This is a genomic window from Paragemmobacter kunshanensis, assembly GCF_011059185.1.
In the GTDB taxonomy this organism is placed as follows: Bacteria; Pseudomonadota; Alphaproteobacteria; order Rhodobacterales; family Rhodobacteraceae; genus Paragemmobacter; species Paragemmobacter kunshanensis.
Genome location: NZ_JAALFE010000009.1, coordinates 138,589 through 163,542 on the forward strand (window position 1 = coordinate 138,589; position 24,954 = coordinate 163,542).

The 24,954-nt window shown below is 67.0% G+C and carries 24 protein-coding genes and 1 tRNA gene; 19 read left to right on the forward strand and 6 right to left on the reverse strand.

Annotated elements, in window-relative coordinates; genetic code table 11:
• Window positions 1-68: 68 nt before the first annotated feature.
• Complete coding sequence (locus tag G5V65_RS11005; RefSeq protein WP_165049943.1) at window positions 69-3,266, forward strand: PAS domain S-box protein; 3,198 nt, start codon at window positions 69-71, stop codon at window positions 3,264-3,266.
• Window positions 3,267-3,711: 445 nt separating this feature from the next.
• On the opposite strand, the gene G5V65_RS11010 is transcribed toward G5V65_RS11005, so the two are convergent.
• Window positions 3,712-3,801: transfer RNA gene (locus G5V65_RS11010), tRNA-Ser, on the reverse strand.
• Between the two features lie 282 nt (window positions 3,802-4,083).
• Here G5V65_RS11010 and G5V65_RS11015 point away from each other — a divergent pair.
• The 7 genes from G5V65_RS11015 (at window position 4,084) to G5V65_RS11045 (ending at window position 10,438) form a co-directional block, all read left to right on the forward strand.
• Window positions 4,084-5,043, forward strand: a complete 960-nt coding sequence (locus G5V65_RS11015) for a DUF2059 domain-containing protein (RefSeq protein ID WP_165049946.1) — start codon at window positions 4,084-4,086, stop codon at window positions 5,041-5,043.
• 192 nt (window positions 5,044-5,235) lie between these two features.
• Window positions 5,236-5,691, forward strand: a complete 456-nt coding sequence (gene rplU, locus G5V65_RS11020; protein WP_023667175.1) for a 50S ribosomal protein L21 — start codon at window positions 5,236-5,238, stop codon at window positions 5,689-5,691.
• 13 nt (window positions 5,692-5,704) lie between these two features.
• Window positions 5,705-5,974 carry a 50S ribosomal protein L27 gene (gene rpmA, locus G5V65_RS11025; protein WP_165049948.1) on the forward strand — a complete coding sequence of 90 codons (270 nt, stop codon included), beginning with the start codon at window positions 5,705-5,707 and terminating at the stop codon, window positions 5,972-5,974.
• A gap of 225 nt (window positions 5,975-6,199) precedes the next feature.
• Complete coding sequence (locus G5V65_RS11030; protein WP_165049950.1) at window positions 6,200-6,760, forward strand: GNAT family N-acetyltransferase; 561 nt, start codon at window positions 6,200-6,202, stop codon at window positions 6,758-6,760.
• 202 nt (window positions 6,761-6,962) lie between these two features.
• Complete coding sequence (gene obgE, locus G5V65_RS11035; RefSeq protein WP_165049952.1) at window positions 6,963-7,985, forward strand: GTPase ObgE; 1,023 nt, start codon at window positions 6,963-6,965, stop codon at window positions 7,983-7,985.
• Window positions 7,986-8,002: 17 nt separating this feature from the next.
• Window positions 8,003-9,106: a glutamate 5-kinase gene (gene proB / locus G5V65_RS11040; protein WP_165050001.1), complete on the forward strand. Its 1,104-nt coding sequence runs from the start codon at window positions 8,003-8,005 to the stop codon at window positions 9,104-9,106.
• 72 nt (window positions 9,107-9,178) lie between these two features.
• On the forward strand, window positions 9,179-10,438 hold the full coding sequence (locus G5V65_RS11045) for a glutamate-5-semialdehyde dehydrogenase (RefSeq protein ID WP_165049954.1): 1,260 nt from the start codon (window positions 9,179-9,181) through the stop codon (window positions 10,436-10,438).
• Here G5V65_RS11045 and G5V65_RS11050 read toward each other — a convergent pair.
• Complete coding sequence (locus G5V65_RS11050; protein WP_165049956.1) at window positions 10,428-11,039, reverse strand: histidine phosphotransferase family protein; 612 nt, start codon at window positions 11,037-11,039, stop codon at window positions 10,428-10,430. The two genes, G5V65_RS11045 and G5V65_RS11050, sit on opposite strands and share 11 nt — an antisense overlap.
• Before the next feature lie 30 nt (window positions 11,040-11,069).
• Between G5V65_RS11050 and G5V65_RS11055 the strand changes: the two genes are divergently transcribed.
• From G5V65_RS11055 to G5V65_RS11065, 3 genes are all read left to right on the forward strand, one after another.
• Window positions 11,070-11,249 (forward strand): DUF3553 domain-containing protein, encoded by a 180-nt coding sequence (locus tag G5V65_RS11055; protein ID WP_165049958.1) that lies wholly within the window; start codon window positions 11,070-11,072, stop codon window positions 11,247-11,249.
• A gap of 159 nt (window positions 11,250-11,408) precedes the next feature.
• Window positions 11,409-12,188 carry a GNAT family N-acetyltransferase gene (locus G5V65_RS11060; RefSeq protein ID WP_165050003.1) on the forward strand — a complete coding sequence of 260 codons (780 nt, stop codon included), beginning with the start codon at window positions 11,409-11,411 and terminating at the stop codon, window positions 12,186-12,188.
• A 29-nt stretch (window positions 12,189-12,217) separates the two neighbouring features.
• On the forward strand, window positions 12,218-13,012 hold the full coding sequence (locus G5V65_RS11065) for a lysophospholipid acyltransferase family protein (protein WP_165050004.1): 795 nt from the start codon (window positions 12,218-12,220) through the stop codon (window positions 13,010-13,012).
• 77 nt (window positions 13,013-13,089) lie between these two features.
• Here G5V65_RS11065 and G5V65_RS11070 read toward each other — a convergent pair whose 3' ends face one another.
• Window positions 13,090-13,707 (reverse strand): thiamine phosphate synthase, encoded by a 618-nt coding sequence (locus tag G5V65_RS11070; RefSeq protein ID WP_165049960.1) that lies wholly within the window; start codon window positions 13,705-13,707, stop codon window positions 13,090-13,092.
• A gap of 124 nt (window positions 13,708-13,831) precedes the next feature.
• On the opposite strand from G5V65_RS11070, the gene G5V65_RS11075 reads away from it, so the two are divergent.
• From G5V65_RS11075 to G5V65_RS11090, 4 genes are all read left to right on the forward strand, one after another.
• Complete coding sequence (locus G5V65_RS11075; protein WP_394352237.1) at window positions 13,832-14,578, forward strand: RNA methyltransferase; 747 nt, start codon at window positions 13,832-13,834, stop codon at window positions 14,576-14,578.
• 186 nt (window positions 14,579-14,764) lie between these two features.
• Entirely contained in the window at window positions 14,765-15,934 is a 1,170-nt protein-coding gene (gene ctaA / locus G5V65_RS11080; RefSeq protein WP_165049964.1) for a heme A synthase, read from the forward strand.
• Window positions 15,931-17,403 carry a carboxypeptidase M32 gene (locus G5V65_RS11085; protein WP_165049966.1) on the forward strand — a complete coding sequence of 491 codons (1,473 nt, stop codon included), beginning with the start codon at window positions 15,931-15,933 and terminating at the stop codon, window positions 17,401-17,403. The genes ctaA and G5V65_RS11085 overlap by 4 nt, the downstream gene beginning before the upstream one ends.
• A 3-nt stretch (window positions 17,404-17,406) precedes the next feature.
• Window positions 17,407-18,579: an MFS transporter gene (locus G5V65_RS11090; RefSeq protein ID WP_165049969.1), complete on the forward strand. Its 1,173-nt coding sequence runs from the start codon at window positions 17,407-17,409 to the stop codon at window positions 18,577-18,579.
• A gap of 325 nt (window positions 18,580-18,904) precedes the next feature.
• On the opposite strand, the gene G5V65_RS11095 is transcribed toward G5V65_RS11090, so the two are convergent.
• Window positions 18,905-19,696, reverse strand: a complete 792-nt coding sequence (locus G5V65_RS11095; protein WP_165049971.1) for an enoyl-CoA hydratase — start codon at window positions 19,694-19,696, stop codon at window positions 18,905-18,907.
• A gap of 61 nt (window positions 19,697-19,757) precedes the next feature.
• On the opposite strand from G5V65_RS11095, the gene G5V65_RS11100 reads away from it, so the two are divergent.
• Both G5V65_RS11100 and G5V65_RS11105 read left to right on the forward strand, forming a co-directional pair.
• Window positions 19,758-20,177 carry a PaaI family thioesterase gene (locus tag G5V65_RS11100; RefSeq protein ID WP_165049973.1) on the forward strand — a complete coding sequence of 140 codons (420 nt, stop codon included), beginning with the start codon at window positions 19,758-19,760 and terminating at the stop codon, window positions 20,175-20,177.
• A 62-nt stretch (window positions 20,178-20,239) separates the two neighbouring features.
• Window positions 20,240-21,130, forward strand: a complete 891-nt coding sequence (locus tag G5V65_RS11105) for a DMT family transporter (RefSeq protein ID WP_165049975.1) — start codon at window positions 20,240-20,242, stop codon at window positions 21,128-21,130.
• 105 nt (window positions 21,131-21,235) lie between these two features.
• Here the strand turns inward: G5V65_RS11105 and G5V65_RS11110 are convergent, their stop codons facing one another.
• Window positions 21,236-21,619, reverse strand: coding sequence for a bactofilin family protein (locus G5V65_RS11110; protein ID WP_165049977.1), 384 nt, complete (start codon window positions 21,617-21,619; stop codon window positions 21,236-21,238).
• Window positions 21,620-21,806: 187 nt separating this feature from the next.
• On the opposite strand from G5V65_RS11110, the gene G5V65_RS11115 reads away from it, so the two are divergent.
• The gene (locus G5V65_RS11115; RefSeq protein WP_165049979.1) at window positions 21,807-22,778 is read left to right on the forward strand and encodes an agmatinase; all 972 of its coding nucleotides are present in this window, start codon (window positions 21,807-21,809) and stop codon (window positions 22,776-22,778) included.
• A gap of 71 nt (window positions 22,779-22,849) precedes the next feature.
• Entirely contained in the window at window positions 22,850-24,532 is a 1,683-nt protein-coding gene (locus tag G5V65_RS11120; protein WP_241250529.1) for an amidohydrolase, read from the forward strand.
• A gap of 64 nt (window positions 24,533-24,596) precedes the next feature.
• Here G5V65_RS11120 and G5V65_RS22095 read toward each other — a convergent pair.
• Window positions 24,597-24,954: hypothetical protein (locus G5V65_RS22095; protein WP_206526766.1), on the reverse strand; the 358-nt coding region annotated here is incomplete at its 5' end.

A 24,954-nucleotide genomic window follows, 5' to 3' on the forward strand; every position in this document is an offset into this window, starting at 1 on the left:
GATCTTCACAATTTGGCCCGTTTCCGGGCGCAGGGATTAACAACCTGAGGTGAATTGAAGAGCGGCAGATGCACGCAAAGTTGGGCGCGATCCTGATCCTGTCGATGCTTGCATTGGCGGGAACCTATTTCAAGATCACCATGTTCGGGACGATCGCCTTTGTCTTCGGCACGGTGGTCGCCCTGGTTGCGGTGCGTCTGGTCGGTCTTGGCGGGGCGCTGATCGTGGCCCTCGTTGGCGCCAGCTATACCTGGGTCGCCTGGGGCCATCCCTATGCCATGCTGATCTCGGTTCTCGAAGTGCTTGTCGTGGGATACTTTGCAAGGCGTTCGGACAATCTTGCCCTGATCGACGTGGCCTTCTGGGTAGTCCTCGGCGCGCCGCTTGCCTTTGTGACCTATGTCACGGCGCTGGAGCTTTCCTGGGCCTCGTCTGCCTTTGTTGCGCTGAAGCTTTCGGTCAATGGTGTCTTCAACGCCGTCTTTGCGGGCCTTGTCCTTGGGGTGCTGCCCGGGCTTCTGCCATCGACCATCCGTCGCCTGCCGAAGATGTCCTATGACGCGCTTCTCTTCCATACGCTGGCCTTCGTGGCCCTGATCGCCACATTGGCGCTGACCATTGCAGACAGCCGGGATGACCAGAGAAGCCGGTTGCAGGATGTTTCGACCTTTCTCTGGTTCGTCGGAAACGACGTGCTGCAAAGCCTTTCGAAGGATCCGGAGGCACATCCCACCGCCGAGAGATACAGTGGTCGCCTTGCGTCGATGCTTGGCGCTGCGGGCGACAGATCAGGGATCGCAGGCAGCCTGACGATTGCCAAGGTCGCCACGGACGGATCCATCGTGCCCCTGTCGGGTGAAGCCAGAAGCTTCGGGAAGACAGGCAGTGTCATCGTCCGGCCCGACGGGCTTGCCATATGGTCGCCGGCCCGGGACAGGCACGAGATCCTTCGGACGCGGGAAAGCGTCTACTTCGTGAGCCTGCCGGTGGGCGCCGTTTCGGATATGGCGGCCCTGCGGGTGGAGTTGCGCGCGGCCCCGGTCGTGGACGCGCTGGAGGCCTCTGGCCGGTGGAACCTGCTGATGCTGACCGGGGCGATGGTCTTCGTGTTCATCGCGTCGCGGCTGCTGTCGCTGCAACTGAGCACGCCCCTGCGGCGACTGTCCGAGGCAACGGGCAATCTGCCCAGTCTCATCAGGTCGGGCAGCCATGGGATTGATCTTCCCGAAAGTGCCGTGCTGGAGATCGACCAGGTTTCCGCCTCGTTTCGGGACATGACCGGTGAGCTTCGTCAGATGTTCATCGAACGCGACGAACTGAACCGGACGCTGGAGGCCCGCGTCCTGGAGCGCACGCGGCAACTTGACCTGATGTCGCAAGTCGCGCGCCAGACAACCAATGGCGTGGTCGTCACGGATCCCGAGGGACGTGCCACCTGGGTGAACGAAGCCTTCGAGCGGATGACGGGTTTCGCCGCAAGCGAGATGATCGGACAGGTTCCGGGGCATCTGTTGCAGCGCATGGCGCCGCCCGACGAGATCATGCAGGTCATGCAGGATGGTCTTGCAAATCGGAAAAGCTTTCACGTCGAGATCCTGAACCATACCAAGGGGGGAAAGCCCTACTGGATCGACTTGCAGTGCAATCCCATGGAGGATGCCGAAGGCAGGCATATCGGCTTTATCGCGATCCAGAACGACGTGACCGAACGCATGGCCATGCAACGCTCGCTTCAGCAATCGCTGGAGCGGCTTCAGCTTTCCACCGAGGTGGCAGAACTGGGTGTGTGGTCGCTGGACCCGGAGACATCGCGGATCGACTGGAACGAGCAGAACCACCGACTGGCCGGCATTTCGCCCGGACAGGACATTCGACAGGAATGGATCGCCCGGACCCATCCCGAGGATGCAGCCTTCATCGACGCGAAGATCAGGGAACTGATCGTCCGGCAATCCGGAGATGCGAGTTTCGAGTTCCGGCTGAACCATCCCGAGAAGGGGGAGCGCACCCTTTCCTCCATCGCGCGGGCCATCCAGGAGAATGGACGCCTGGTTCGGATCACCGGGGTGACATGGGATGTGACGGACGAGCGGCTGGCGGCCGACCTTCTGAAGCGGTCGCTTCAGCATAACGAAGCGATCCTGAACAATGTCGATGATGCCATCATCACGATCGACACCAGGGGGCTGATCGCCTCGTGCAACCGGGCGACCGAACTGATCTTTGGCTACAAGACGGAAGAGATGCTTGGGAAGAGCATCTCGATGGTCATGCCAAGTCATCACGCGGCCCAGCATGACCGCTATATCGGCCTGTACCAAAGGGGCGGCACGTCGCGGGTAGTCGGACAGGTGGGCCAGTTCGAGGCGGTTCGGGCCAACGGTGAGATCTTCCCCGTGGAGCTTGCCGTCACCGAGATTGATGCCGGTGACGGGCGCTTTTTCATGGGTATCCTGCGGGATATCACGGAGCGGAAGAAGATCGAGAAGATGCAGAGCGAGTTCCTGGCAACGGTGAACCATGAGCTTCGCACGCCGCTGACATCCATCAAGGGCACGCTTTCCCTGCTGAGGAGCGGTGTTGCAGGTCAGCTGAACGAGAGCGGCGAGCGTATCGTCGCCGCCGCCCTGAGGAACGCCGAGCAACTCGGCCGGATGGTTGAAGAAATGCTGGATCTTGAACGCATGCAGCAAGGCAAGCTGGAGATCCTCTGCACGGCCGAGCGCGCCGATCATCTGGTTGTTCAGGCAGTCGAGATGAACCGCGTCCTTGCCGGTGACCGGAAGATCCGGATCGCCATCGGACCCGAGCCATTGCCCGAGGCCATCGTCTCGGTCGATGGGCCGCGGGTGATCCAGATCCTGACGAACTTCCTGTCGAACGCGATCAAGTTCTCGCATCAGGGCGACACGATTGATGTGCGGATGGTTCTTCGCAACGGTCTCGTGCGTATCAGCGTGATCGACCACGGCCCCGGGATCCCGCGCGACAAGCAGTCCCTGCTGTTTCAGAAGTTCGCGCAGCTTGATACGAGCGACGCGCGCCTTCATCGCGGTGCGGGTCTTGGGCTTGCCATCAGCCGCGAACTGGCGCTTCGCATGGGGGGCAGGGTGGGACTGCAGTCCGACGAGGGCGAAGGTTCGGAATTCTGGGCCGAGTTTCCGTGCATCGATTTGCCGTCACAGCCTGTGTCAAGCCCTGTCAGGGCAGGGATGCAAAGGCCGCTGGAGATGATGTCGGATGAACGGCAGGCGGGCCGTGACTGAGCGGCGCCGCGTGCTTTCATGGAAGGCGATCGGGACATCCGTCAGTTCATCCGGCTTGCGCTGAAAGATGTCGGTTGGCTTGAGGTTTCCGGTTTCCAATCCGGGCAGGGGGCGCTTTCGGACCTGCCCTTGATCAAGTCACAGTCCGGCTGGGTGAACTTTCCGCAACAAAACCGGCCAGAGGGAATGGCTGGGCGATCGCGTTGTCTGGCGCGGGCGAGCAAGCGGTGCGGCCCCCGTCCATCCCGTGGCGGGGCAGCCCTGTCGTTGGCTGCGCCCGATGGTGCCGAAACTGATCGAGGTCGGATCCGGCCCCAAGGGGGCCGTCCGGCAGGCGATCATTGAAACCTAGGGGCGAAAACAGAGCATAGGCCTGTCAAACACCCCGCTGAGGTTTGACGGAAGACCCGGCAGGGCATTGAGAAACAACGGGACTTTGTGAATGTGGCGGAGAGGGTGGGATTCGAACCCACGGTAGGCTTGCACCTACAACGGTTTTCGAGACCGCCCCGATCGACCACTCCGGCACCTCTCCGCGCTTTTGGGCAGTCGTCGTGCCGGGGTGTCTAGCGGGAGCGGCGGGGGGTTGCAAGGTGGATTTCGTGGCTGTCGGGCAGAAAATCGGCGCGGGGCGCGCGCGCCGGGGGCGAAGCCGGGCGGCGGGGCCGGGGAGGCGCGGGGCGGTGGGGAGGGTGGGCGGATGATCGCGCAGATGTGCCCCGTGGCGGGCTTGGCATGGCGGAAGACAGTCTCTAGCTTTTGGGGCAGACATGCGCCGGGCGCGGCTTTCGCGCAGGGCGGCGGGAAAGGAAAGCGGATGCGGCAGGCGGGAAAGACGGATGAGATGGCCCGGACCGCGGGCGGGCGGCCCGGGGCGGTGCTGTTGGCGGCGCGGGCGGCATCGGTTGCCTGTCTGGTCGGGCTGACGGCGGCTGGTGGCCTGGGGCTTGGGGCCCTGCTGCCGTTTGCTGCCGCGCAGGCGCAGGAGAGCGGAGCCGCCCCGGCGGAGGTGGCTGCATCAGTAGAGACCCTGATCGGGACGATGCGCCTGGCCGACACCGTGGAGATCCTGCGCGAAGAGGGCCAGAAATACGGCCGCACGCTGGAGGCGGACATGTTCCCCGGCGCGGGCGGGGCGGGTTGGGAGGCGACGGTCGCGCTGATCTATGATGCCCCGCGCATGCAGCAGGTATTGGGTGAGGCCTTGCAGAGGGAACTGGCCCGCGCGCCGGAGGAGATTGCCGCGATGCAGGCCTTCTTTGCCTCGGATCTGGGGCAGAAGGTGCTGAAGCTGGAGATCGAGGCGCGGCGCACGCTGCTGGATGAGGCGGCGGAAGAGGCGGCACGGCTGGCCTGGGAGGATCTGGAGGCCGATGATCCGGCCCGGGTCGACCTGCTGGAGCGGTTCGTGCAGGCCAATGACCTGGTGGAATCCAATGTCATGGGGGCATTGAATGCCAATCTTGCCTTCTATCGCGGCATGGCCGATGGCGGGGCCTTTGGCGGCGAGATGACCGAAGAGCAGATGCTGGCCGATGTCTGGGCGCAGGAGGCGGATGTGCGCGGCCAGACGACCGACTGGCTTTACCCCTATCTGACGCTGGCCTATGGGCCGCTTTCGGAGGGCGAGTTGCAGGACTATACCGCCTTTTCGTCCTCGCCGGCCGGGCAGGTGCTGAATGCCGCGCTCTTTGCGGCTTTTGACGAGGTCTTTTCCCCGGTGTCGCGGGCGCTGGGCCTGGCCGTGGCGCAGCAGATGCAGGGCCAGGACATCTGAGGCGCGAAGGGGCAGGGATCGGGCTTGACTTCGCCCGGGCTTGCCCCGATAAGCGCGCATCCTGGCGAGACGCGAGTCTGGCCCGGACCATATTTCAATGACGCCCGCGAGGGCGCGCAGTCCGAGGCGGGGAAACCCCGACAACGCCCAGCAATGGGGGCCACAGGGCGCGGAGCAAGAAGAGGAAGACCCATGTTCGCGGTCCTGAAGACCGGTGGCAAGCAGTACAAGGTGCAGGCGGGTGACGTCCTGCGCGTGGAAAAGCTGGCCGCCAATGCTGGTGACAAGATCCAGTTCAACGAGATCCTGATGGTCGGGGGTGACACCGTGACCGTCGGCGTGCCCACCGTGAAGGGTGCAGGCGTGGTCGCGGAAGTGATCGATCAGATCAAGGGCGAGAAGACGATCCACTACGTCAAGCGCCGCCGCAAGCACAGCTCGCAGCGCACCAAGGGCCACCGTCAGCAGCTGACGCTGGTCCGCGTGACCGAGGTTCTGGCCTCGGGCGCCGAGAAGTCGGGTGTGGCTGCCGCCACCGGCACCGCCGATGCGCGCCGCGCCGCCCATAACGCTGCTGCCGCCGCCCCGGCTGCGGAAGCCGCGAAACCGAAGCGCGCCAAGAAGGCCGCTGAAGCCGCTGCGGAATAAGGAGTAACACCCCATGGCACATAAAAAGGCAGGCGGTTCTTCCCGCAACGGTCGCGACAGCGCCGGTCGTCGTCTTGGCGTGAAGCTCTATGGCGGCCAGGCCGCCATCCCGGGCAACATCATCGTGCGCCAGCGCGGCACGACCTATTTCCCCGGCCAAGGCGTCGGCATGGGCACGGATCACACGATCTTTGCCGTGACCGAAGGCAAGGTGACCTTCAAGAAGGGCCTCAAGGGCCGCACCTTCATTTCGGTCCTCCCGGTCGCGGAGGCAGCCGAGTAAGCCGAACCTTTACAATTGGCTTGTAAACGGGGGATCGGCTGAAAGGCCGGTCCCCCAAGTCATTTCCGGGCCGCTGTCCGGGATGGTGGGGGGGATGCGTGGCGGGCCCGTTCCGGGCCTGTCGCGAAAAAGCCGGGCTGCGGGCGCAATTTTCCGCATTTCGTGCCGTAACGACTTGAACGGGGTTTCTTCGGCCCCGACATGCGCTTCGTCAGGAGGGGAGCCATGATGCTGGACAAGATCGCCGCGATGCCCGAGGGGGCCATTGCCGCCGGACGCTTCATCCTGCGCCCGGCGCGGCCGTCGGATGCGGGGCTGTTTGCCCTTTATGCCGGCGACCGCCGGGTGGCCGAGGCGACGCGGTCGATCCCGCATCCGCTGCCGCCCGGCGCGGCGGAGGCCTTTGTCGCCCGCGCCAGCCTGCAGGGCGGGGATGAGGATGTCTGGGTCATGGACGGATCGGCCACTGGCCTGGCCGAGGTGCTGGGTGTGATCAGCCTGAAGCGGATGGACGAGACGCGCTTTGACCGTGGCCAGTCGGAGGTGGGCTATTGGGTGGCCCCGGCCTTCTGGAACGCAGGCTTCGCCTCGGAGGCGGTCAGGGCGCTGGTCGAGGCCAATCCGCAGAAGAACCGCACGATCTTTGCCGAGGTGTTCCAGGACAATCCGGGATCGGCGCGGGTGCTGACCAATGCGGGCTTCCAGTATCTGGGCGACGCCGAGACATTCTCGGTCGCGCGCAATGCGCGGGTGCCGACCTGGACCTATATCCGCAAGCTGGATTGAGGGCAGGCCGGGGGGGCATGCGGCCCCCCCGGACCCCCCCTGTCCTTCCCCCAAGTGACCTGGCGCGGATGGCAGGCGTTCTTTTCGGGTATTTGGGCCAAGATGAAGTGGCGTTGGGCAGGAAGGCTTGAGCCTTGGGCCTTTGTCCACTATCGCCTGTGAGCATATCCGCCTGTTTCGATCCTGATGAAAGCCTGATGACATGAAATTCCTCGATCTTGCCAAAGTCTATATCCGCTCGGGCGGGGGCGGGGCGGGCTGCGTGTCCTTCCGGCGCGAGAAGTTCATCGAATTCGGCGGTCCCGATGGCGGGGATGGCGGGAATGGCGGGTCGGTCTGGGCGGAGGCTGTGGATGGGCTGAACACGCTGATCGACTTCCGCTATCAGCAGCATTTCTTTGCCAGGAACGGCCAGCCAGGGATGGGCAGCCAGCGGACCGGGAAATCGGGGGAGGACATCATCCTGAAGGTTCCCGTGGGGACCGAGATCATCGACGAGGATGAGGAGACGGTGATCGCCGATCTGGTCACCGTGGGGCAGCGGGTTCTGTTGGCCAAGGGCGGGAATGGCGGCTTCGGGAACCTGTATTTCAAATCCTCGACCAACCGCGCACCGGGACGCGCCAATCCGGGGCAGGAGGGGGTGGAGCGCACCATCTGGCTGCGGCTGAAGCTGATCGCGGATGCGGGGCTGGTGGGGCTGCCCAATGCGGGGAAGTCGACTTTCCTTGCCGCCGTGTCGAATGCGCGGCCGAAGATCGCGGATTATCCCTTTACCACGCTGATCCCCAACCTCGGGGTGGTGGGGGTCGACGGTCGGGAATTCGTGATGGCGGATATTCCGGGGCTGATCGAGGGCGCGTCCGAGGGGCGGGGGCTGGGGATGCAGTTCCTGGCGCATGTGGAGCGGTGCAAGGTGCTGCTGCATCTGGTGGATGGGACGTCCTCCACCATCACCAAGGATTACCGGACCATCGTGACCGAGCTTGAGGCCTATTCCGAGGTGCTGGGGGACAAGCCCCGCATCCTTGCGTTGAACAAGTGCGATGCGCTGGATCAGAAGACCATCACCACGCGCAGGAAGGCGCTGGAGAAGGCGTCGGGCGGGAAGGTCCATGTGATTTCGGGCGCGGCGGGGATGGGGTTGCAGGACGTGCTGCGCGCCCTTTACGCCGAGATCCAGGGGGCGGAGCCGGAGAAGGAGACGGGGCCGTGGCAGCCGTGAGCGAGGCGCGGGTCGCCGTGCCGGATGTGCGCGCGGCGCGGCGGTTGGTGATCAAGATCGGGTCGGCTTTGCTGGTGGACCGGGCGACGGGGCTGCGGCAGGGCTGGCTGTCGGCGCTGGCGATGGATGTGGCCGAGGCGAAGGTGCGCGGCGCGGATGTGGTGCTGGTGTCGTCCGGGTCCATCGCGCTGGGGCGCAAGGTGCTGGGCCTGCCTGCGGGGGAGTTGACGCTGGAGCAGAGCCAGGCCGCCGCTGCCGTGGGGCAGATCCGGCTGGCGCGGGCCTATGAGGAGGTGCTGGCGCCGCATGGGATCACCACGGCGCAGGTTCTGGTGACGCTGGAGGATACCGAGGATCGACGGCGGTACCTGAATTCCCGCGCGACGATGGAGACGTTGCTGGGGCTGGGTGTCGTGCCCATCGTGAACGAGAATGACACGGTGGCGACGGACGAGATCCGGTTCGGGGACAACGACCGACTGGCGGCGCAGATCGCGGTGACGGTGGGGGCGGATCAGTTGATCCTGCTTTCGGATGTGGACGGGTTCTATTCGGCCAATCCGAAGGAGGATGCCTCTGCTGTCCGCTTTGACGTGGTGGAACATATCACGCCGGAGATCGAGGCGATGGCGGGCGATCCGATTTCGGGCCTGTCGAAAGGTGGCATGAAGACCAAGCTGATGGCGGCCAAGACCGCCGTGGCTGGGGGCTGTGCCATGGCGATCATGGAAGGGTCGGTGCTGCGGCCGCTGAAAGCGCTGGCCGAGGGCGCGCATCGGACCTGGTTCGTGCCGGGGGCGGACCCGCAGCTGGCGCGCAAGCGCTGGATCAATGCGATGAAGCCGAAGGGTGAGGTCGTGGTGGATGCGGGGGCCGTGGCCGCGCTGGGGGCGGGCAAGTCGTTGCTGCCGGCGGGGGTGCGGGCGGTGAAGGGGTCTTTTGGCCGGGGGGAGCCGGTGGCGATCCTTGGGCCCGATGGCTCGGTGCTGGGCAAGGGGCTGATCCGCTATACGGCGGCGGAGGCCAAGGCGATTGCGGGTCACAAGTCGGGCGAGATCGAGGGGATACTCGGTTATGCCGGGCGGGCGGCGTTGATCCACAGGGATGACATGGTGGTCTGATGGCTGGCGGCGGACCGGGGGCCAGCCCCCGGACCCCCGGGGTATTTGGGCCAAGATGAAGGGGCTTTGGGCATGGATGGCAATTTCGCGGACATGATGGCCGGGATCGGGGCTGCGGCGCGGGCGGCGGCGGCGGAACTGGCCTATGCGAGTGCCGAGCGCAAGCATGCGGCGCTGATCGGGGCGGCGCAGTATGTCTGGGAGCGGCGGGACGAGATCATCGCGGCCAATGCGAAGGACATGGCGTTCGGGGTGGCAAAGGGGTTGTCGCCGGCCATGCTGGATCGGTTGAAGCTGGACGAGGGGCGCATCCGGGGCATCGTCGATGGCTTGCGCGCGGTGGCGGAGCAGAAGGATCCGGTGGGCGAGGTGATCGCCGAATGGGACCGGCCGACGGGGCTGCATATCCAGCGGGTGCGGACGCCCCTTGGCGTGGTGGGTGTGATCTATGAGAGCCGCCCGAATGTGACGGCGGATGCGGGCGCGCTGTGCCTGAAGGCGGGGAATGCGGTGATCCTGCGGGGGGGATCGGAGAGCTTCCATTCCTCGACCGTCATCCATGCCTGCATGGTGCAGGGGTTGCGCGCGGCGGGGTTGCCGGAGGCGGCGGTGCAACTGGTGCCGACGCGGGACCGCGGGATGGTGGAGGCCATGCTGCGGGCGGTGGAATGGATCGACGTGATCGTGCCGCGCGGGGGCAAGGGGCTGGTGGGTCTGGTGCAGCGCGAGGCGCGGGTGCCGGTCTTTGCCCATCTGGAGGGGATCTGCCACATCTATGCCGATGGCGACGCGGATCTTGAAAAGGCGCGGCGGGTGGTGATCAACGCCAAGACCCGGCGCACGGGGATTTGCGGGGCGGCGGAGTGCCTGCTGATCGACCGGCGGTTCTGGGAGACGCATGGCGGCGTGCTGGTGACGGACCTGCTGGAGCGGGGCGTGGAGGTGCGGGCGGAGGGTGATCTGCTGACCGTGCCGGGGACGGTTGCGGCCGAGGAGGGGGATTTCGGCTGCGAATTCCTGGACATGATCATCGCGGCGAAGATCGTGGATGGGGTGGACGGGGCGATTGCGCATATCCGCCGCTATGGCAGCCAGCATACCGAAAGCATCCTGACCGAGAATGACGCCACCGCCGCGCGGTTCTTCCAGCGGCTGGATTCGGCGATCCTGATGCGCAATGCCAGCACCCAGTTCGCGGATGGGGGCGAGTTCGGGATGGGGGCCGAGATCGGGATTGCCACGGGCAAGCTGCATGCGCGCGGGCCTGTGGGGGCAGAGCAGTTGACCAGCTTCAAATACCTGGTGACAGGCGACGGGACGATCAGAAGCTGATCCGGATCCGTTCGGGTTCCATCGCGATCGTGGCAGGGCGGCCCAGATCGGCGAGGGCGCGGGCGGCGAGTGGGAACTGCACCTCGGCCGGTTCGAGCCCGGGGGCGGGTGTGGCGCGGGCGGGGGCTGGAGCGATCAGCGACCACAGGGCCGTATCTTCGCGCAGGCGGGGCGAGGTGAGGACGAGCGACCAGCCGTCCTCATCGCCCCGCACCGCGATCTGGCCCCCCGCGCGCAGGGCGCGTTCGGCGCAGAGCAGGAGGAGGCAGACGGCCTTGGCCTCACCCCGGTCGAGATCGGGGGGGCTGACCCAATCCACCGAGATGCGGCCAGAGGGAAAGAGATCGGCGAGGATGGCCAGAACCTCGGCCCGCGAAAGCGCCTGGCCCGGGCGCGACAGGCCGAAGGCCAGCCGGAAGAAGCGCAATCGGGCGGTCAGGGTGCGGACGCTTTCGGAGATCATCGCGACTTCGTCGCTGCGGCCGGAGCCGGCAAGCAGAAGCAGTTCCACCCCGTTGCCGATGGCCCCGATCGGGCCGATAAGATCATGGCAGATGCGGGAGCCGAGCAGGGCATTCAGATCGGGCGGGGTGGTGGACATGATACGCTCTCACTTGGAAAGGGGCACGGGATGAATTCATTGCTGGAGCCGGGGATGCTGGTGCGCCACCCGGCAGAGCCCGACTGGGGCCTTGGTCAGGTGCAATCCAATATCGGGGGCCGGATCACGGTGAATTTCGAACATCGGGGCAAGGTTGTCATAGATGGGCGACATATCGAGTTGAGACTGGTCTTCGGTGACTCGGAATGATGGGGCGCTGCGCGGGAATTGCAACCCCGGGTTGACAGCCCGTTCGAGAGGCGGGGAAGGCGGCAGGGCCTGCGGGGGACCGGCGCCCTTGCGTTGGCGGGGGCAGGCCCATAGATGGGGCGCAGCACGGCGCGGAAGGGAACGGGGCGCAACGGCCAGATGATTGCAGAGGAGTCGGTCTTTTCCCTTCGCCTTGCGCGCGATGCGCGCGATCTGCGCGCGGCGCAGCGGTTGCGCTATGGCGTCTTTGTCGAGGAACTGGGTGCGGACGGGCCGCTGGTGGACCACCAGGCGCGGCTGGAGCGGGACAGGTTCGACGATATCTTCGACCACCTGCTCTTGATCGACAACCGGCGGGATCCCGGGCTGCTTGAGGATGTGGTGGGGGTGTATCGGCTGCTGCCTTCGGATCGGCTGGGGCCGGGGGGGCGGTTCTATTCGGAAGCGGAATACGACCTTGCGCCGCTGCGGGCGACGGGGCGGAAGCTTCTGGAACTGGGGCGGTCCTGCGTGCATCCCGATCATCGTGGCGGAACGGCGATGTTCCATCTGTGGAACGGGCTGGCCGATTACGTGCTGGAGCGCGGGATCGAGATCCTGTTCGGCGTGGCAAGCTTTCACGGCACCGATATCGCGCGGCTGACGCCGTCGCTGGCCTATCTGCATCATCACCATCTGGCACCGCCCGCACTGCGGGTGCGGGCGCGGGAGCCGGGATTTCAGCGGATGGACCTGCTGCCACCCGATCAGCTTGACCGCAAGGCCGCGATGGCGGCGACGCCTGCGCTGATCAAGGCCTATCTGCGGCTGGGCGGCTTTGTGGGCGAGGGGGCCTGGATCGACCGGGATTTCAACACGACGGATGTCTGCCTGGTGATGGATACGGGCCGGATGTCAGAGCGGCATCGCGGCTATTACACGCGGGGACGGCAGGGGTGAGCGACGGGGAAGATTGGCGCGATGCCCGCATGGCCAGCCCGCCGGTGACGGTGGCGGGTTGGGGGCGTGTGCTGTGGCGGGGGGCGCTGATGGGGGCTGTCACCTATGGCTGCCTGATCCTGCTTCTGGCGCTGCGCCTGATCGAGCGGCCCCTGTTCGGCCTGCGCCGGCCCTGGACGCCCTTCATCACGCAATTCGTCTGCAAGAGTGCCTTCGTGATCCTGCGCCTGCCCCTGCGGGTGACCGGGCGGCCGATGCGGCAGCGCGGGGCGCTGGTGGCCAATCATGCCTCATGGCTGGACATCTTCGCCCTGAACGCCGCGCAGCGGGGGTATTTCGTGGCAAAATCCGAGGTGGAGCATTGGGCCGCGATCGGCTGGCTGGCGCGGGCGACCGGGACGGTCTTCATCGCCCGGCAGGGGCGCGAGGCCAAGCGCCAGCAGCGCCTGTTCGAGGACAGGCTGCGGATGGGCCATCACCTGATGTTCTTTCCCGAGGGCACAAGCACGGATTCGATCCGTGTCCTGCCGTTCAAATCCACGCTTTTCGCGGCCTTCTGGTCGCATGGGCTGGAAGAGGTGATGTGGATCCAGCCGGTGACGCTGGCCTATCACGCGCCACGGGGCGAGGACCGGCGCTTTTACGGCTGGTGGGGCGAGATGGACTTCGCGCCGCATTTCCTGATGGTGCTGGCGCAGGCGCGGCAGGGGCGGCTGGAGGTGATCTTTCACGAGCCGGTGCCGGTGGATGCCTTTGCCGATCGCAAGGCGTTGGCGCTGCATTGTGAAACAGAAGTGCGGGCCGGTCTGGCCGGGCGGCTGTAGGGCGGGGGTCTCCCCGCCATTGCCGGTGGTCGTAGGGCGGGGTTCACCCCGCCTTCCCCCCCCCTAGGTCACCACCATCACCCCAGGGGCGCGAGCAGGGTTTTCAGGGCGGCGGCGGGATCGTCTTTCGACCAGATCTCTTCGCCGATGGCGAAGAAATCGGTGACGGGGCCGAATTTCGCCACCAGTTCGGCAGTCAGGGCGCCTTCGGCGACGACGGGCACCTCGATCACCTCGGACCACCATTCGAAAAGGTCGAATTCGGCGCGCGAGCCGTCGCCCAGGGGTGTATCGCCGATGGGGCCGAAGCAGACGTAATCCGCCCCGTTTTCGCCTGCCGACATGCCTTCATGCCGGGTGGTGCCGCAATGGGCGCCGATGATGGCGTCGGGCAGGTCCTTGCGGACCTTGCGGATGGAGCGCGCGCCATCGGTCAGGTGGACACCGTCAAGGCCCAGCCGTTCCACCAGAAGGACATGGCGTTCGATCACCACGGCCACGTCGCGGGCATGGGCGGTGTGGCGGATTGCGTCGGCGGCGCGCAGGATGCGGTCTTCGTCGCTTGTGGCGAGCGCGATGCGGAGGCAGGCGATATCGGTGGAATCGAGCACTGCGGCAAGCTGATCGGGATAGGTGTCGAGGTCCAGTTCCGGCGGGGTGATCAGGTAGATCTGCGGGCGGTCTTGGTTGGCCATGGGGCGCTCCGGCATGGGTTTGGGGGTGATTAGCGCAGATTTCCGGCGAAGGCGAGGGCAGCTTGGCCTTGTCCGGCGGGGGAGGGGCGCGTATCTGGCGCGGGTGCGACCCCGGAGAAAGCCCGTGACCGAGATCATCCCGCCCTGTTTCATCCTTGTCCGCCCGCAGATGGGCGAGAATATCGGGGCTGCGGCGCGGGCCATGCTGAACTTCGGGCTGGAGCGGATGCGGATCGTGGATCCGCGCGACGGCTGGCCCAATCCGAAGGCGGTGGCCATGGCCTCGGGCGCGGGGCGGGTGCTGGACCGGGCGGGGTTGTTTCAGGATATCCCGGCGGCGATTGCGGATTGCGATTTCGTCTTTGCCACCACGGCGCGCAGCCGGGAACTGGTGAAGCCGGTCGTCACGCCCGAACGCGCGATGGAGATGACGCGCGCCATGGTGGCCGAGGGGCGCCGGGTGGGGTTCCTGTTCGGGCCGGAGCGGGCCGGGCTGGAGAATGAGGATGTGGCCCCGGCCAATGCCATCGTGACGGTGCCGGTGAACCCGGAATTCCCCAGCCTGAACCTGGCGCAATGCGCGCTGCTTCTGGGATATGAGTGGCGGCGGCAGACCGAGACGGTCGCGCCGGAGGTGATGGGCCTGGCGCGGACCGATTTCGCGACCCGGCTGGAGGTGGAGCGGCTGTCGGACCATTTCGAGGAGCGGCTGGAGGCGGCGGGATTCTTCTACCCGCCCGAGAAGGCACCGCATATGAAGTTGAACCTGCGCAACATGTTCGCGCGGCTTGGCCTGACGCGGGCCGAGGTGCAGACCTTCCACGGCATGCTGCGGCAGATCGCCTTCAAGCTGCGCCAGATGGGGGAGTGAGTCTCTTCGGGCCAGCGTCGGACCGGGGGTTTCCCCCGGACCCCCAGGGTATTTGGGCCAAGATGAAGCCGGCTTGCCAGGGAAGGCGGCATCGGGGGCGGGATGGGGGCGGCACTCTTCGCCGCAGCCTCTTGAAGGGGGCGGGGGGGCGGCATACCCTCCGCGCCGGATGAGGGAGACCGCGACATGGCAGGCAAGCGCAGCATCTTTGAAGAGGTGGGGCAGGGGGTGAAATCCGCCCCGCCGCCGCAGGGGGGCATGATCGCCGCCCGCGCGCAGGGGGCGCGGCGGGGGATCCGGCTGTGGCTGGTGGCGCTGTTCCTGATGGTGGCGGCGATGATCGCCGTGGGGGGGATGACGCGGCTGACGGATAGCGGGCTGTCGATCACCGAATGGCGGCCCGTGACGGGGGCGATCCCGCCGATGGACGAGGCGACATGGACCGCCGAGTTCGAAAAGTATCGCGCCATTCCCGAATATCAGTTGCAGAACAAGGGGATGAGCCTTGAGGAGTTCAAGGTCATCTATTGGTGGGAATGGGGCCATCGGCAGCTTGGCCGTCTGATCGGGCTGGTCTGGTTCGTGGGTTTTGTGGGTTTCCTTGTGGCGCGGCAGATCCCGGCGGGGTGGACCGGGCGGCTGTTCGGGCTGGGCGTGCTGGGCGGCGCGCAGGGGGCGATCGGCTGGTGGATGGTGTCTTCGGGGCTGACGGGGACGATGCTGGATGTGGCCTCCTATCGGCTGGCCACGCATCTGGGGTTGGCCTTCGTCATCCTGGGGCTGATCGCCTGGTATGTCTTCCTGCTGGGGCGGAGCGAGGCCGAGTTGATGCAGGCGCGGCGGGGGTGGGAGGCGAAGCTGTTCTCGATGACCACCGGGCTGATGCATTTCACCTTCCTCCAGATTCTGCTGGGGGCTTTGGTGGCGGGGATTGATGCGGGGCGGGGCTTTCCGACCTGGCCCCTGATGAACGGGCAGTTCTTCCCCGCAGATGCCTTCTATGTGCCGGATGGCAACGGGGGCAGCCTGCCCATCTGGCACGCCTTCTTTGAGAACCCCGGTCTGGTGCAGTTCATGCATCGCATGTCCGGCTATCTGCTGTTTGCCTTTGGCGTGGTGGTCTGGTTGCGCGGGCGCAAGTCGGCCCATGCGGTGACGCGGGGGGCCTATCATGGCGTCATGGCGATGCTGCTGGCGCAGATGGCGCTGGGCATTGCGGCGGTGCTGACGGCGGCGCATGTGCATGTGGCGATCACACACCAGATCGGCGCGGTGATCCTATGGGTGCTGATCCTGCGGGCGCGGCATCTGGCGCAATATCCCCTTGCGGGGTCGATCCGGGAGGGGACGGCATGAGTGCCTATGATGATCTGATGGCCTTCCAGCGCGAGACCGAGGCGCTGGCGCAGGTGGCGGGGCGGCTGGGCTGGGATCAGGAGACGGTGATGCCGCGCGGGGCGGCGGAGCAGCGGTCCGAGGAGATGGCGGCGATGGAGGGGGTGCTGCATGCGCGGCGCACCGATCCGCGCATTGCGGGCTGGCTGGGGCAGGCGCGGGCGGCGGATGATGTGGCCGCCGCGCAATTGCGTTTGATCCGAAGGAGTTACGAGCGCGCGGTGAAGGTGCCGGCGTCCTTGGCGCAGGAGATTGCGCGGGTGACATCCATGGCGCAGGGCATCTGGGCCGAGGCGCGGGCGAAGGAGGATGTGCCGGGCTTCCTGCCGGTGCTGGCGGATGTGATCCGCCTGCGGCAGGAGGAAGGCGCGGCGCTGGCGGGGGGGGGCGATCCCTATGACGCGCTGATCGACGATTACGAACCGGGGGCGACGGCGGAAACCATCGGCGCGATGTTCGGGCGGATGCGGCCGAGGCTGGTTGCGCTGCGCGAGAAGGTGCTTGGCGCGGCGCGGCAACCCGTTGGATTGTCAGGACATTTCGGAGCAGAGGCGCAGATGCGGTTCGCCCGCGATCTGGCGTCGGCTTTTGGCTATGACTGGAGCCGGGGGCGGCTGGATCTGGCTGTGCATCCCTTTTCGTCGGGGTCCGGCGATGATGCGCGGATCACCACGCGGGTGGTGGAAAGTGAGCCATTCAATTGTTTTTATTCGACAATCCACGAGGTTGGCCATGCCTGTTATGAGCTGGGCATAGATGGTGATTATCGCCTGACGCCCTTGGGTGCGGGCGTATCAATGGGTGTGCATGAGAGCCAGAGCCGGATCTATGAAAACCAGCTTGGCCGGAGCCGCGCCTTCACCGGCTGGATGTTCGGGCAGATGCGCGAGCGGTTTGGTGAATTTGGCGTTAACGATGCGGATGCCTTCCATGCGGCGGTGAACCGGGTGCAGCCCGGTTTCATCCGCACCGAGGCCGATGAGGTGCATTACAACCTGCATATCATGATGCGCTTTGATCTGGAGCGCGCGCTGATCCGGGGCGATCTGGCGGTGGGCGATCTGGAAGCGGCGTGGAATGACCGCTTTGCCGCCGATTTCGGCGTCACGGTCGATCGTCCGTCGCATGGCATGTTGCAGGATGTGCATTGGTCGGTGGGGCTGTTCGGCTATTTCCCGACCTATAGCTTGGGAAATGTTTACGCAGGCTGCCTGCACCGTGCACTGCGTGCGGACATCCCGGATCTGGATGACCATCTGGCACGCGGCGATGCCGCGCCCGCGACGGCCTGGCTGCGCGAACGGTTGCAGAGGCATGGCGGGCTGCGGGAGCCGCGCGCGACCATCGCCCATGCCTGCGGGTTCGAGCCGTCGGAGGGGCCGCTTCTGGACTATATCGAGGCGAAGTTCGCAGCCATCTACGATCTGTGACCCATGGGTTTTGCGGCGGGTGAGCGGCGGGCGGTCTGGACGCTCGCCCTGACGCAGGCGCTGGGATATGCCTGTTTCTTTTACATTTTCGCGGCGTTGCTGATCTATTGGCAGCGCGAGGTCTGGCTATCGGATGCGGTGCTGGCGGCGGGGCCGCTGCTGGCGACCTTCGTGAGCGCGGTGGTGGCACCCGCCGTGGGGCGGCGGGTGGACCGGGGAGGGGCTGTCGCGATGATGGCGGTGGGGCCGGTGATCGGGGCGGTGGCCCTGATCTGCCTGGCCCTGTCGGGCGGGGTGGCGGGCTGGTTCCTTGCCTGGGCGGGGCTTGGGGTGGCGCAGGCGCTCTGTCTTTACGATGTCTGCTTCGGCCTGCTGATCCGGCGCTTCGGCGCGACGGCGCGGGGGGCGATCACGCGGGTGACGCTGGTGGCGGGGTTGGCCTCGACCCTGGCCTTTCCGGCGGGTGCCTGGCTTGCCGGGGGCTGGGGCTGGCGGTTCGCGCTGTGGTGCGCGGTGGCGGTGGTGCTGGGGGCGATGCTGCCCCTGCAGATCTGGGCGGCGCGGGTTCTGGTGCGCGGAACGGTGGCGGCGGCGGTGGCGCGGGATGTGCCGCGCCTGCGCTGGGGGGAAGTGCTGCGGATGCCGGGATTCCTGCTGCTTGCCTTGTTCTTTGCGCTGGTCAACCTGAACCACTGGATGCTGGTCAATCACATCCGCCCGATGCTGGAGGCGCTGCAAGTGCCTGATGGCACGGCGATTCTGGCGGCTTCGGTGATCGGGCCGGCGCAGGTTCTGGGGCGGGTGATCCTGGCCGGGATGGGCGCGCGGGCGGGGACGGCGGCGGCCTCATGGGCGACGGTGGCGGCGCTTCTGCTGGCGCCGCTGGGTCTTCTGGGGGCGCTGGGTTGGGCGGGGGCGGCGGTGGGATTTGCCGCCTGCCAGGGCATCGCGATGGGGGTGGTGACGATCCTGCGGCCGGTGCTGATCGCCGAGACGCTGGGGCAGCAGCGCTATGGCGCGGTGGCGGGGATGATGGCCATTCCGGGGCTGGCGGCGATGGCGGTGGCGCCCTTGATCGGCACGGCGCTGGAGGCGGTGGGCGGGGTCTGGCTGATGATCGGGACGGGGTTTCTCTTTGCCCTGGCGGCGGCCGGGGCCTTGGCGGCAAGGCGTTGAGATCGCAGCGTTAATTTCTGTGGCCGGGTCGGAATGGCGTGCCGCGGCCGGTGCAGGCGCGCGGTGCAGACGGCTGTGCAGACGCGCGGGGGCTTTGCGCGGCGTTAACCCTGCGAGGGGCGGGCACGGGGGGAGGGTGAGTCGGCGGCCCTGACGTCGGAGGGGGACAAAATTCTTCGCAGAAGAATTTTGTGGCGATCCTTCGCAGAAGGATCGCGAAGGCGCGCGGGCCGGGACGGCCCGCGGCGAAAATTCTTCTGCGAAGAATTTTCTGACGATCCTTCGCAGAAGGATCGTGGTGCACGATTTTCGTCGAAAATCGTGGTCAGTCCGCCCAGTCGGGTTTGCGCTTTTCGAGGAAGGCATTGATGCCTTCCTCGGTGTCGCGCCAGAGCATGTTCTCGGTCATGCGGGCGCCCGTCAGGGCATAGGCCTCGGCCAGCGGGAGGCCCTGCTGATCGTAGAAGCTGCGCTTGCCGATATGGACGGCGGCGGAAAGCTTGGCGGCCAGGGTTTCGGCCAGTTTGCGGGTTTCTGCGGCCAGGTGACCGGGCGGCGCGATGCGGTTGACGAGGCCCACCTCGCGGGCGCGGGCGGCGGAGAGGAATTCGCCGGTGGTCAGCATCTCGAAGGCTATGGCGGGGGGAACCTTGCGGGTGAGCGCCACCATGGGGGTGGAGCAGAAGAGGCCGATATTCACGCCATTGACGCCGAAGCGGGCATCCTCGGCCGCGACGACCATGTCGCAGGAGGCGGCGAGCTGGCAGCCTGCCGCCGTGGCGATGCCCTGAACCTCGGCGATGACGGGCTGGGGCAGGGCGGGCAGGGCCTGCATCATGGTGGCGCAGCGCGCGAAGAGATCGGCGAAGGCGGCGGCGCCCCTGTCGGGCTGCGCCCGGGCGGCCTGCATTTCCTTCAGGTCATGGCCCGCGCAGAAGGCGCGGCCCGCGCCGCGCAGGACGACCACGCGGACCGACCGGTCGTCGGCGAGGCGGGCGAGGGCGTCGGTGAGGGCCGCGATCATCGCGTCGGACAGGGCGTTGAGGGCGGCGGGCCGGTTGAGGGTGAGCGTGGCGATGCCGCCTGCATCTTCGCGCTGGATCAGCTCTTCGGTCATGGTTGCATCCCCCCTCTGGCTGGGCCAGACGATAGGCGGAGTGCCGGGAAGAGGGAAGCCGATGGATGTGAAGATGGACCGCGAGGCCCTGAGCGCCTTCCTTGCCCGGGATTTCGGGCAGGTGGCCGCGGATTTCGCGGTGGAGCGGGTGGATGCGGGCGGCGTGACCCTGCGGCTGCGGGTGGCGGAGCGGCATCTGCGGCCCGGGGGGACGGTATCGGGGCCTGCGCTCTTCGGGCTGGCGGATGTGGCGATCTATCTGGCGATCCTGAGCCGGCTGGGGCCTGTCGCGCTGGCGGTGACGACGAATGCCTCCATCGACTTCATGCGCAAGCCTGCCGCGGGGCGGGATGTGCGGGCCGAGGCGCGGCTTCTGAAGCTGGGCCGGGTGCTGGCGGTGGGGGATGCGCTGCTTTATTCGGAAGGTGTGGCGGAGCCGGTGGCGCGGGCGGGCATGACCTATTCGCTGCCGCCCGGGTAAGGGCGGGCCTTGGGGCAGGGCTGCGGGGCGGGGTTCGGGTGGAGCGGAAGCGGGAGGGCGGAATGACGACGCAGGTTCTGGCCTCGGCCGTCGTGCTGGTGACGGGGGTGATCTGGGGCGGATACTGGCTGCCGGTCCGCAGCATCGCGGAGCGGGGGCTGGACGGGGCCTGGGGGACGGGGGCGATCACGGCGGCCGCCATGATCGCGCTCTTACCCTTCCTGATCGTGAACCGGGGGCTGTTGCGCGGGAGGGATCGGGTCGGGATGCTTTCGGTGCTGCTGGGCGGGGCGGCCTTTGCGCTTTATTCCATCGGGTTCCTTTACGGGAAGGTGGCGCTTGTGGTGCTGCTGTGGTTCTTCAGCCCGGTCTGGAGCGTCCTGATCGCCAGATATCTGCTGCGCCTGCAGGTGCCGCCCTTGCGGCTGGTCGCGATCGCGGTGGGGCTGGCGGGGCTGTTCATCATGCTGGGCGGGGATGGCGGCTTTCCGGCCCCGCGGGATCTGGGCGAATGGATGGCCTTTGTGGGCGGGGGGATATGGGCCTTTGCGACGGCGGGGATGCGGCTGCGGAGCGATCTTGCGCCGCTGCCTGCGGCCTTTCTGTTTTCGGCCGGGGCGCTGGTCACCTCGATCCTCGCCGCGCCGCTGCTGGAGCCGGTGCCGGTGATCGCGGCGGTCGATGTGCCGGGGGTCGCGGTGACGGTTCTGGTGACCGGCGTTCTGTGGTGGGTTCTGTCCATCGCGGGCCTGATGTGGGCGGCGGTGCGGCTGGACCCGGCGCGGGTGGGGATCCTTCTGATGACGGAGGTGGTCTTCGGGGCGCTGAGTGCCGCGCTGCTGGCGGGGGAGAGCCTGTCCGTGGCGGAGGGAATCGGCGGGGGGCTGGTGATCCTCTGCGGTCTGCTGGAAGTCTGGCCGGTGCGGGCAGAGGGGCGGCGCGGCGCCGAGTGAGGCGGGCCTGCATCGGGAGCGGGGCGCGGGAATGAAAACGGCCCCCGGTCGGGGGCCGTGCGTTCAGGGTGTGGGGCGCGCGTGGGCGCGCCAGCCTGCCGGTAATCAGGATTTCGGGCGGGTGAAGCGGCCTTCGATCTGGGCGCCGGATTCGATCACCAGCGATGTATAGGTCACGTCGGCCTCGACCTTGGCGGTGGCGCGCAGGGTGAAGGACTGGGTGCTGACGCGGCCGTCGAGCGCGCCCTTCACCTCGATCGTTTCGGCGGAAATGCCGCCCTTCACGCTGCCTTCGCCGCCGATGATCAGGCTGCGGGCGGACAGGTTGCCGTCCACCTCGCCGAAGACCTCGACCGCGCCGGTCGAGGTGATCTCGCCCGTGATGCGCAGATCGGATGCGAGGACCGATTTGCCGGCATTCGTCGGGTTCGGGGCGCGGGGCGCGGCGGAAGCGGCGGGCGCGGCGGGGGTATCGGTCTTGCTGAACATGGGGTCCTCCGGAGATCAGGCCGATAAGGGGGGAAGCGGGGGCGGCGGTCAAGTGCCGAGGGCGGCAAGCCGGGGGATGGGCGGGATTTCGGCCCGGGAAGGGACATGTGGTGTCGGTTCCGGACCTGACAAGCCGGGGCGGGGGGGGTGAGATGGCGGAAGGAATCGGCGGGGCACGGGGGGCGCGATGGCGGACAGGGAATTCTTCAGGCCGGTCTCGGGGTTCGACCTGCCGCGATTCGCAGGGATCCCCACCTTCATGCGCCTGCCGCATGTGGGGCTGGAGGATCCGCGGCTGGCGGAGGTGGATATCGGGCTGATCGGCGCGCCCTGGGACGGGGGGACGACGAACCGCCCCGGCCCGCGCCATGGGCCGCGCCAGTTGCGCGACCTGTCGACCATGATCCGGGCGCAGAACGGGGCGACCTGGGTCGCGCCCTTCGAATTGGCGCGCTGTGCGGATCTGGGGGATGTGGCGCCCAATCCGGGCGATCTGATGGACAGTCTGGCGCGGATGGAGGCCTTCTATGACCGCGTGGTGGCGGCGGACATCCTGCCCCTGACGGGGGGAGGGGATCACCTCTGCAGCCTGCCCATCCTGCGGGCGGTGGCCAAGCGCCGCCCAGTGGGGATGGTGCAGTTCGACAGCCATACCGACTTGAACGACATCTATTTCGGGACCAGCCGCTACAATCACGGCACGCCCTTCCGCCGCGCGGTGGAGGAGGGGCTGATCGACCCGAAACGCTATGTCCTGATCGGCATTCGCGGCACGGCCTATGGGCGGGAGGATTGGGATTTCGCCGCCGCGAACGGCATCCGCATCATTCCCATCGGCGAATTCCATCGTCGGGGCGTGGAGGATGTGATGGCCGAGGCGCGCGAGATCCTGGGGGCGGGGCCCACCTACGTGACCTATGACATTGATTTCGTCGATCCGACCTTCGCGCCGGGGACGGGGACGCCCGAGGTGGGCGGGCCGAATTCATGGGCTGCGCTGGAGGTGGTGCGGGGGTTGCGCGGTGTCGATGTGGTGGGGGCGGACCTGGTGGAGGTGAGCCCGCCCTTCGATCCGTCGGGCGGGACGGCCTGGCTGGGGATCTCGCTGATGTTCGAACTGCTTTGCGTGATGGCGGAGCGCGTGGCGCAGCGGGGATAGGGGGGGCTTGCCCCCCGCGCCGCCTTCGGCGACGCTCCCCCCAGGGTATTTTTGGCCAAGATGAAGACAGCATGAGAAAGACGGGGGCAGGGATGGAAGTCGATCTGATCGTGACCAACGCGAAGGTGTTGACGATGGATGCGGGGCGGCCGCGGGCTGCGGCCGTGGCCGTGCGGGCGGGCCGGATCGCGGCGGTGGGGGGCGCGGAGGTGGCGGCGCTGGCGGGGGCGCGGACGCGGGTGGTGGATGCCGGCGGGCGGACCTTGCTGCCCGGTTTCGTGGAGAGCCATCTGCATCTGGTGCTGGGTGGCGCGGAACTGGTGCAGTTGCAGATCGGCGGGGTGATGGGGTTCGAGGCGCTGCGCGCGGCCTTTCTGGACTATGCCGGGAAGAACCCCGACCGCCCGCTTCTGATGGCGCAGGGGGCGGCCTATGAGATCCTTGGCGCGCCTGTGACGCGGGCCGACCTGGACCGGGTGATTGCCGACCGGCCCATCGCCATGATGGCGCCGGATCACCATACCGTCTGGGCCAATACGCTGGCCCTGCAGAAGGCGGGCATCCTGCAGGGGGCCCAGATGCCGCATGGGCATGAGGTGGTGATGGGGCCGGATGGCACCGCCACCGGCGAATTGCGCGAGTTCGAGGCCTTTGCCCCGGTGCTGGCGCTGGGGGGCGAGGCGCATCTGCAGCTTGGCATCGCAACCGGGGGAGAGCCGGACCCCTGGCCGGATGCGGCGACCTTCGCGGCAGACCTTGAAAAGGTCGTGGCGGGGCTGCGCCATTGCGCGGCGCAGGGGATCACCACGATGGTGAACATGGATGGCAACCGCTATACCTGTGCGCTGCTGGCGGCGCTGGAGGAACAGGGGCGGCTGACGGCGCGGGTGCGCGTGCCCTTCCACATGAAGCCGCATATGGAACTGTCGGAGCTGGACCGTGCCAGCGCCATGACGGCGGAATTCGATGGCGATTGGGTGCGGTCGGGTTTCGTGAAGATGTTCATGGACGGGGTGGTGGACAGCCGCACCGCCTATATGCTGAACGACTATCCCGGGGTGCCCGGGCATCGGGCCGATCCGCTGTTCGCGCCGGAGCGGTTCAACGCGATCTGCGCCGAGGTGGACCGGCGGGGATTGCAGATCGCGGTCCATGCCATCGGCGATGCGGCGGTGCGCCAGACCATCGACGGATATGAGGCGGCGGGGCGGGCCAATGGCCTGCGCGACATGCGCCACCGGATCGAGCATATCGAGCTGATCGACCGGGCCGATGTGCCGCGCCTGGGATCCTTGGGGATCACGGCGAGCGTGCAGCCCCCCCATCCGCCGGGCGTGATGGATTTCCCGATGTCGACGATGGATCACGTCTTTCACCGCGAACGCTGGCGGGATGCCTATCTGTGGAAGACGCTGAAGGATCATGGCGCGCCCGTGGCCTATGCCAGCGACTGGCCGGTGACGGATGTTTCGGTGATGCGCGGGATCCAGGCGGCGGTGACGCGCGTGCCCTATGAGGGCGCGGGGGATGAGCGGCTCTCCCTGATGGAGACGCTGCATGCCTATACGGCCGGCGGGGCCTGGGCCGGACATTGGGACGACATCACCGGCACGCTGCGGGTGGGGATGGCCGCCGACATGGTGCTGCTGGATGGCGATATCGAGGCGGCGGATCCGATGACGATCGGGGCGATGGGGATCGCCATGACCATCGCCGGTGGCCGAGTGACCCATGCGGCAGAGGGATTCGCGTGAGGGGCGGGGCGATTCCGGGGTGACTCGTCCCTGAATCGGCCATCAGGCGGCGCGGAAGGCGAAATCATCGGGGCGGGCAGGGCAGGGGCCAAGCGAAATCTTGCGCCCCTGCCGCCCGGAACCCCAAGTTTTCTTGGGCTGCCGAAAAAATCGTCATCTTCCTGTCATTTTCCTCTTGCGGTCCCCCGGCCGGGTCCGTAGATAAGCGCTCACCGAAGACGACGCGACGCTGAACGGCAGAACGAAGTGGACGGAAGTTGCGGCAGAAGTCGTGGCGAAAAAACTCTGGAGGCAAGGCGGGAAGCGACGCTGGTGACAGCGTGCGGCTTGTTTTGTGTCTGGAACGCTCTTTGACAAGATGATTGATGAAGGGATATGTGGGCGGTTTGGGCGCATCGGCGTCTGATCGCAGCATATCGGCC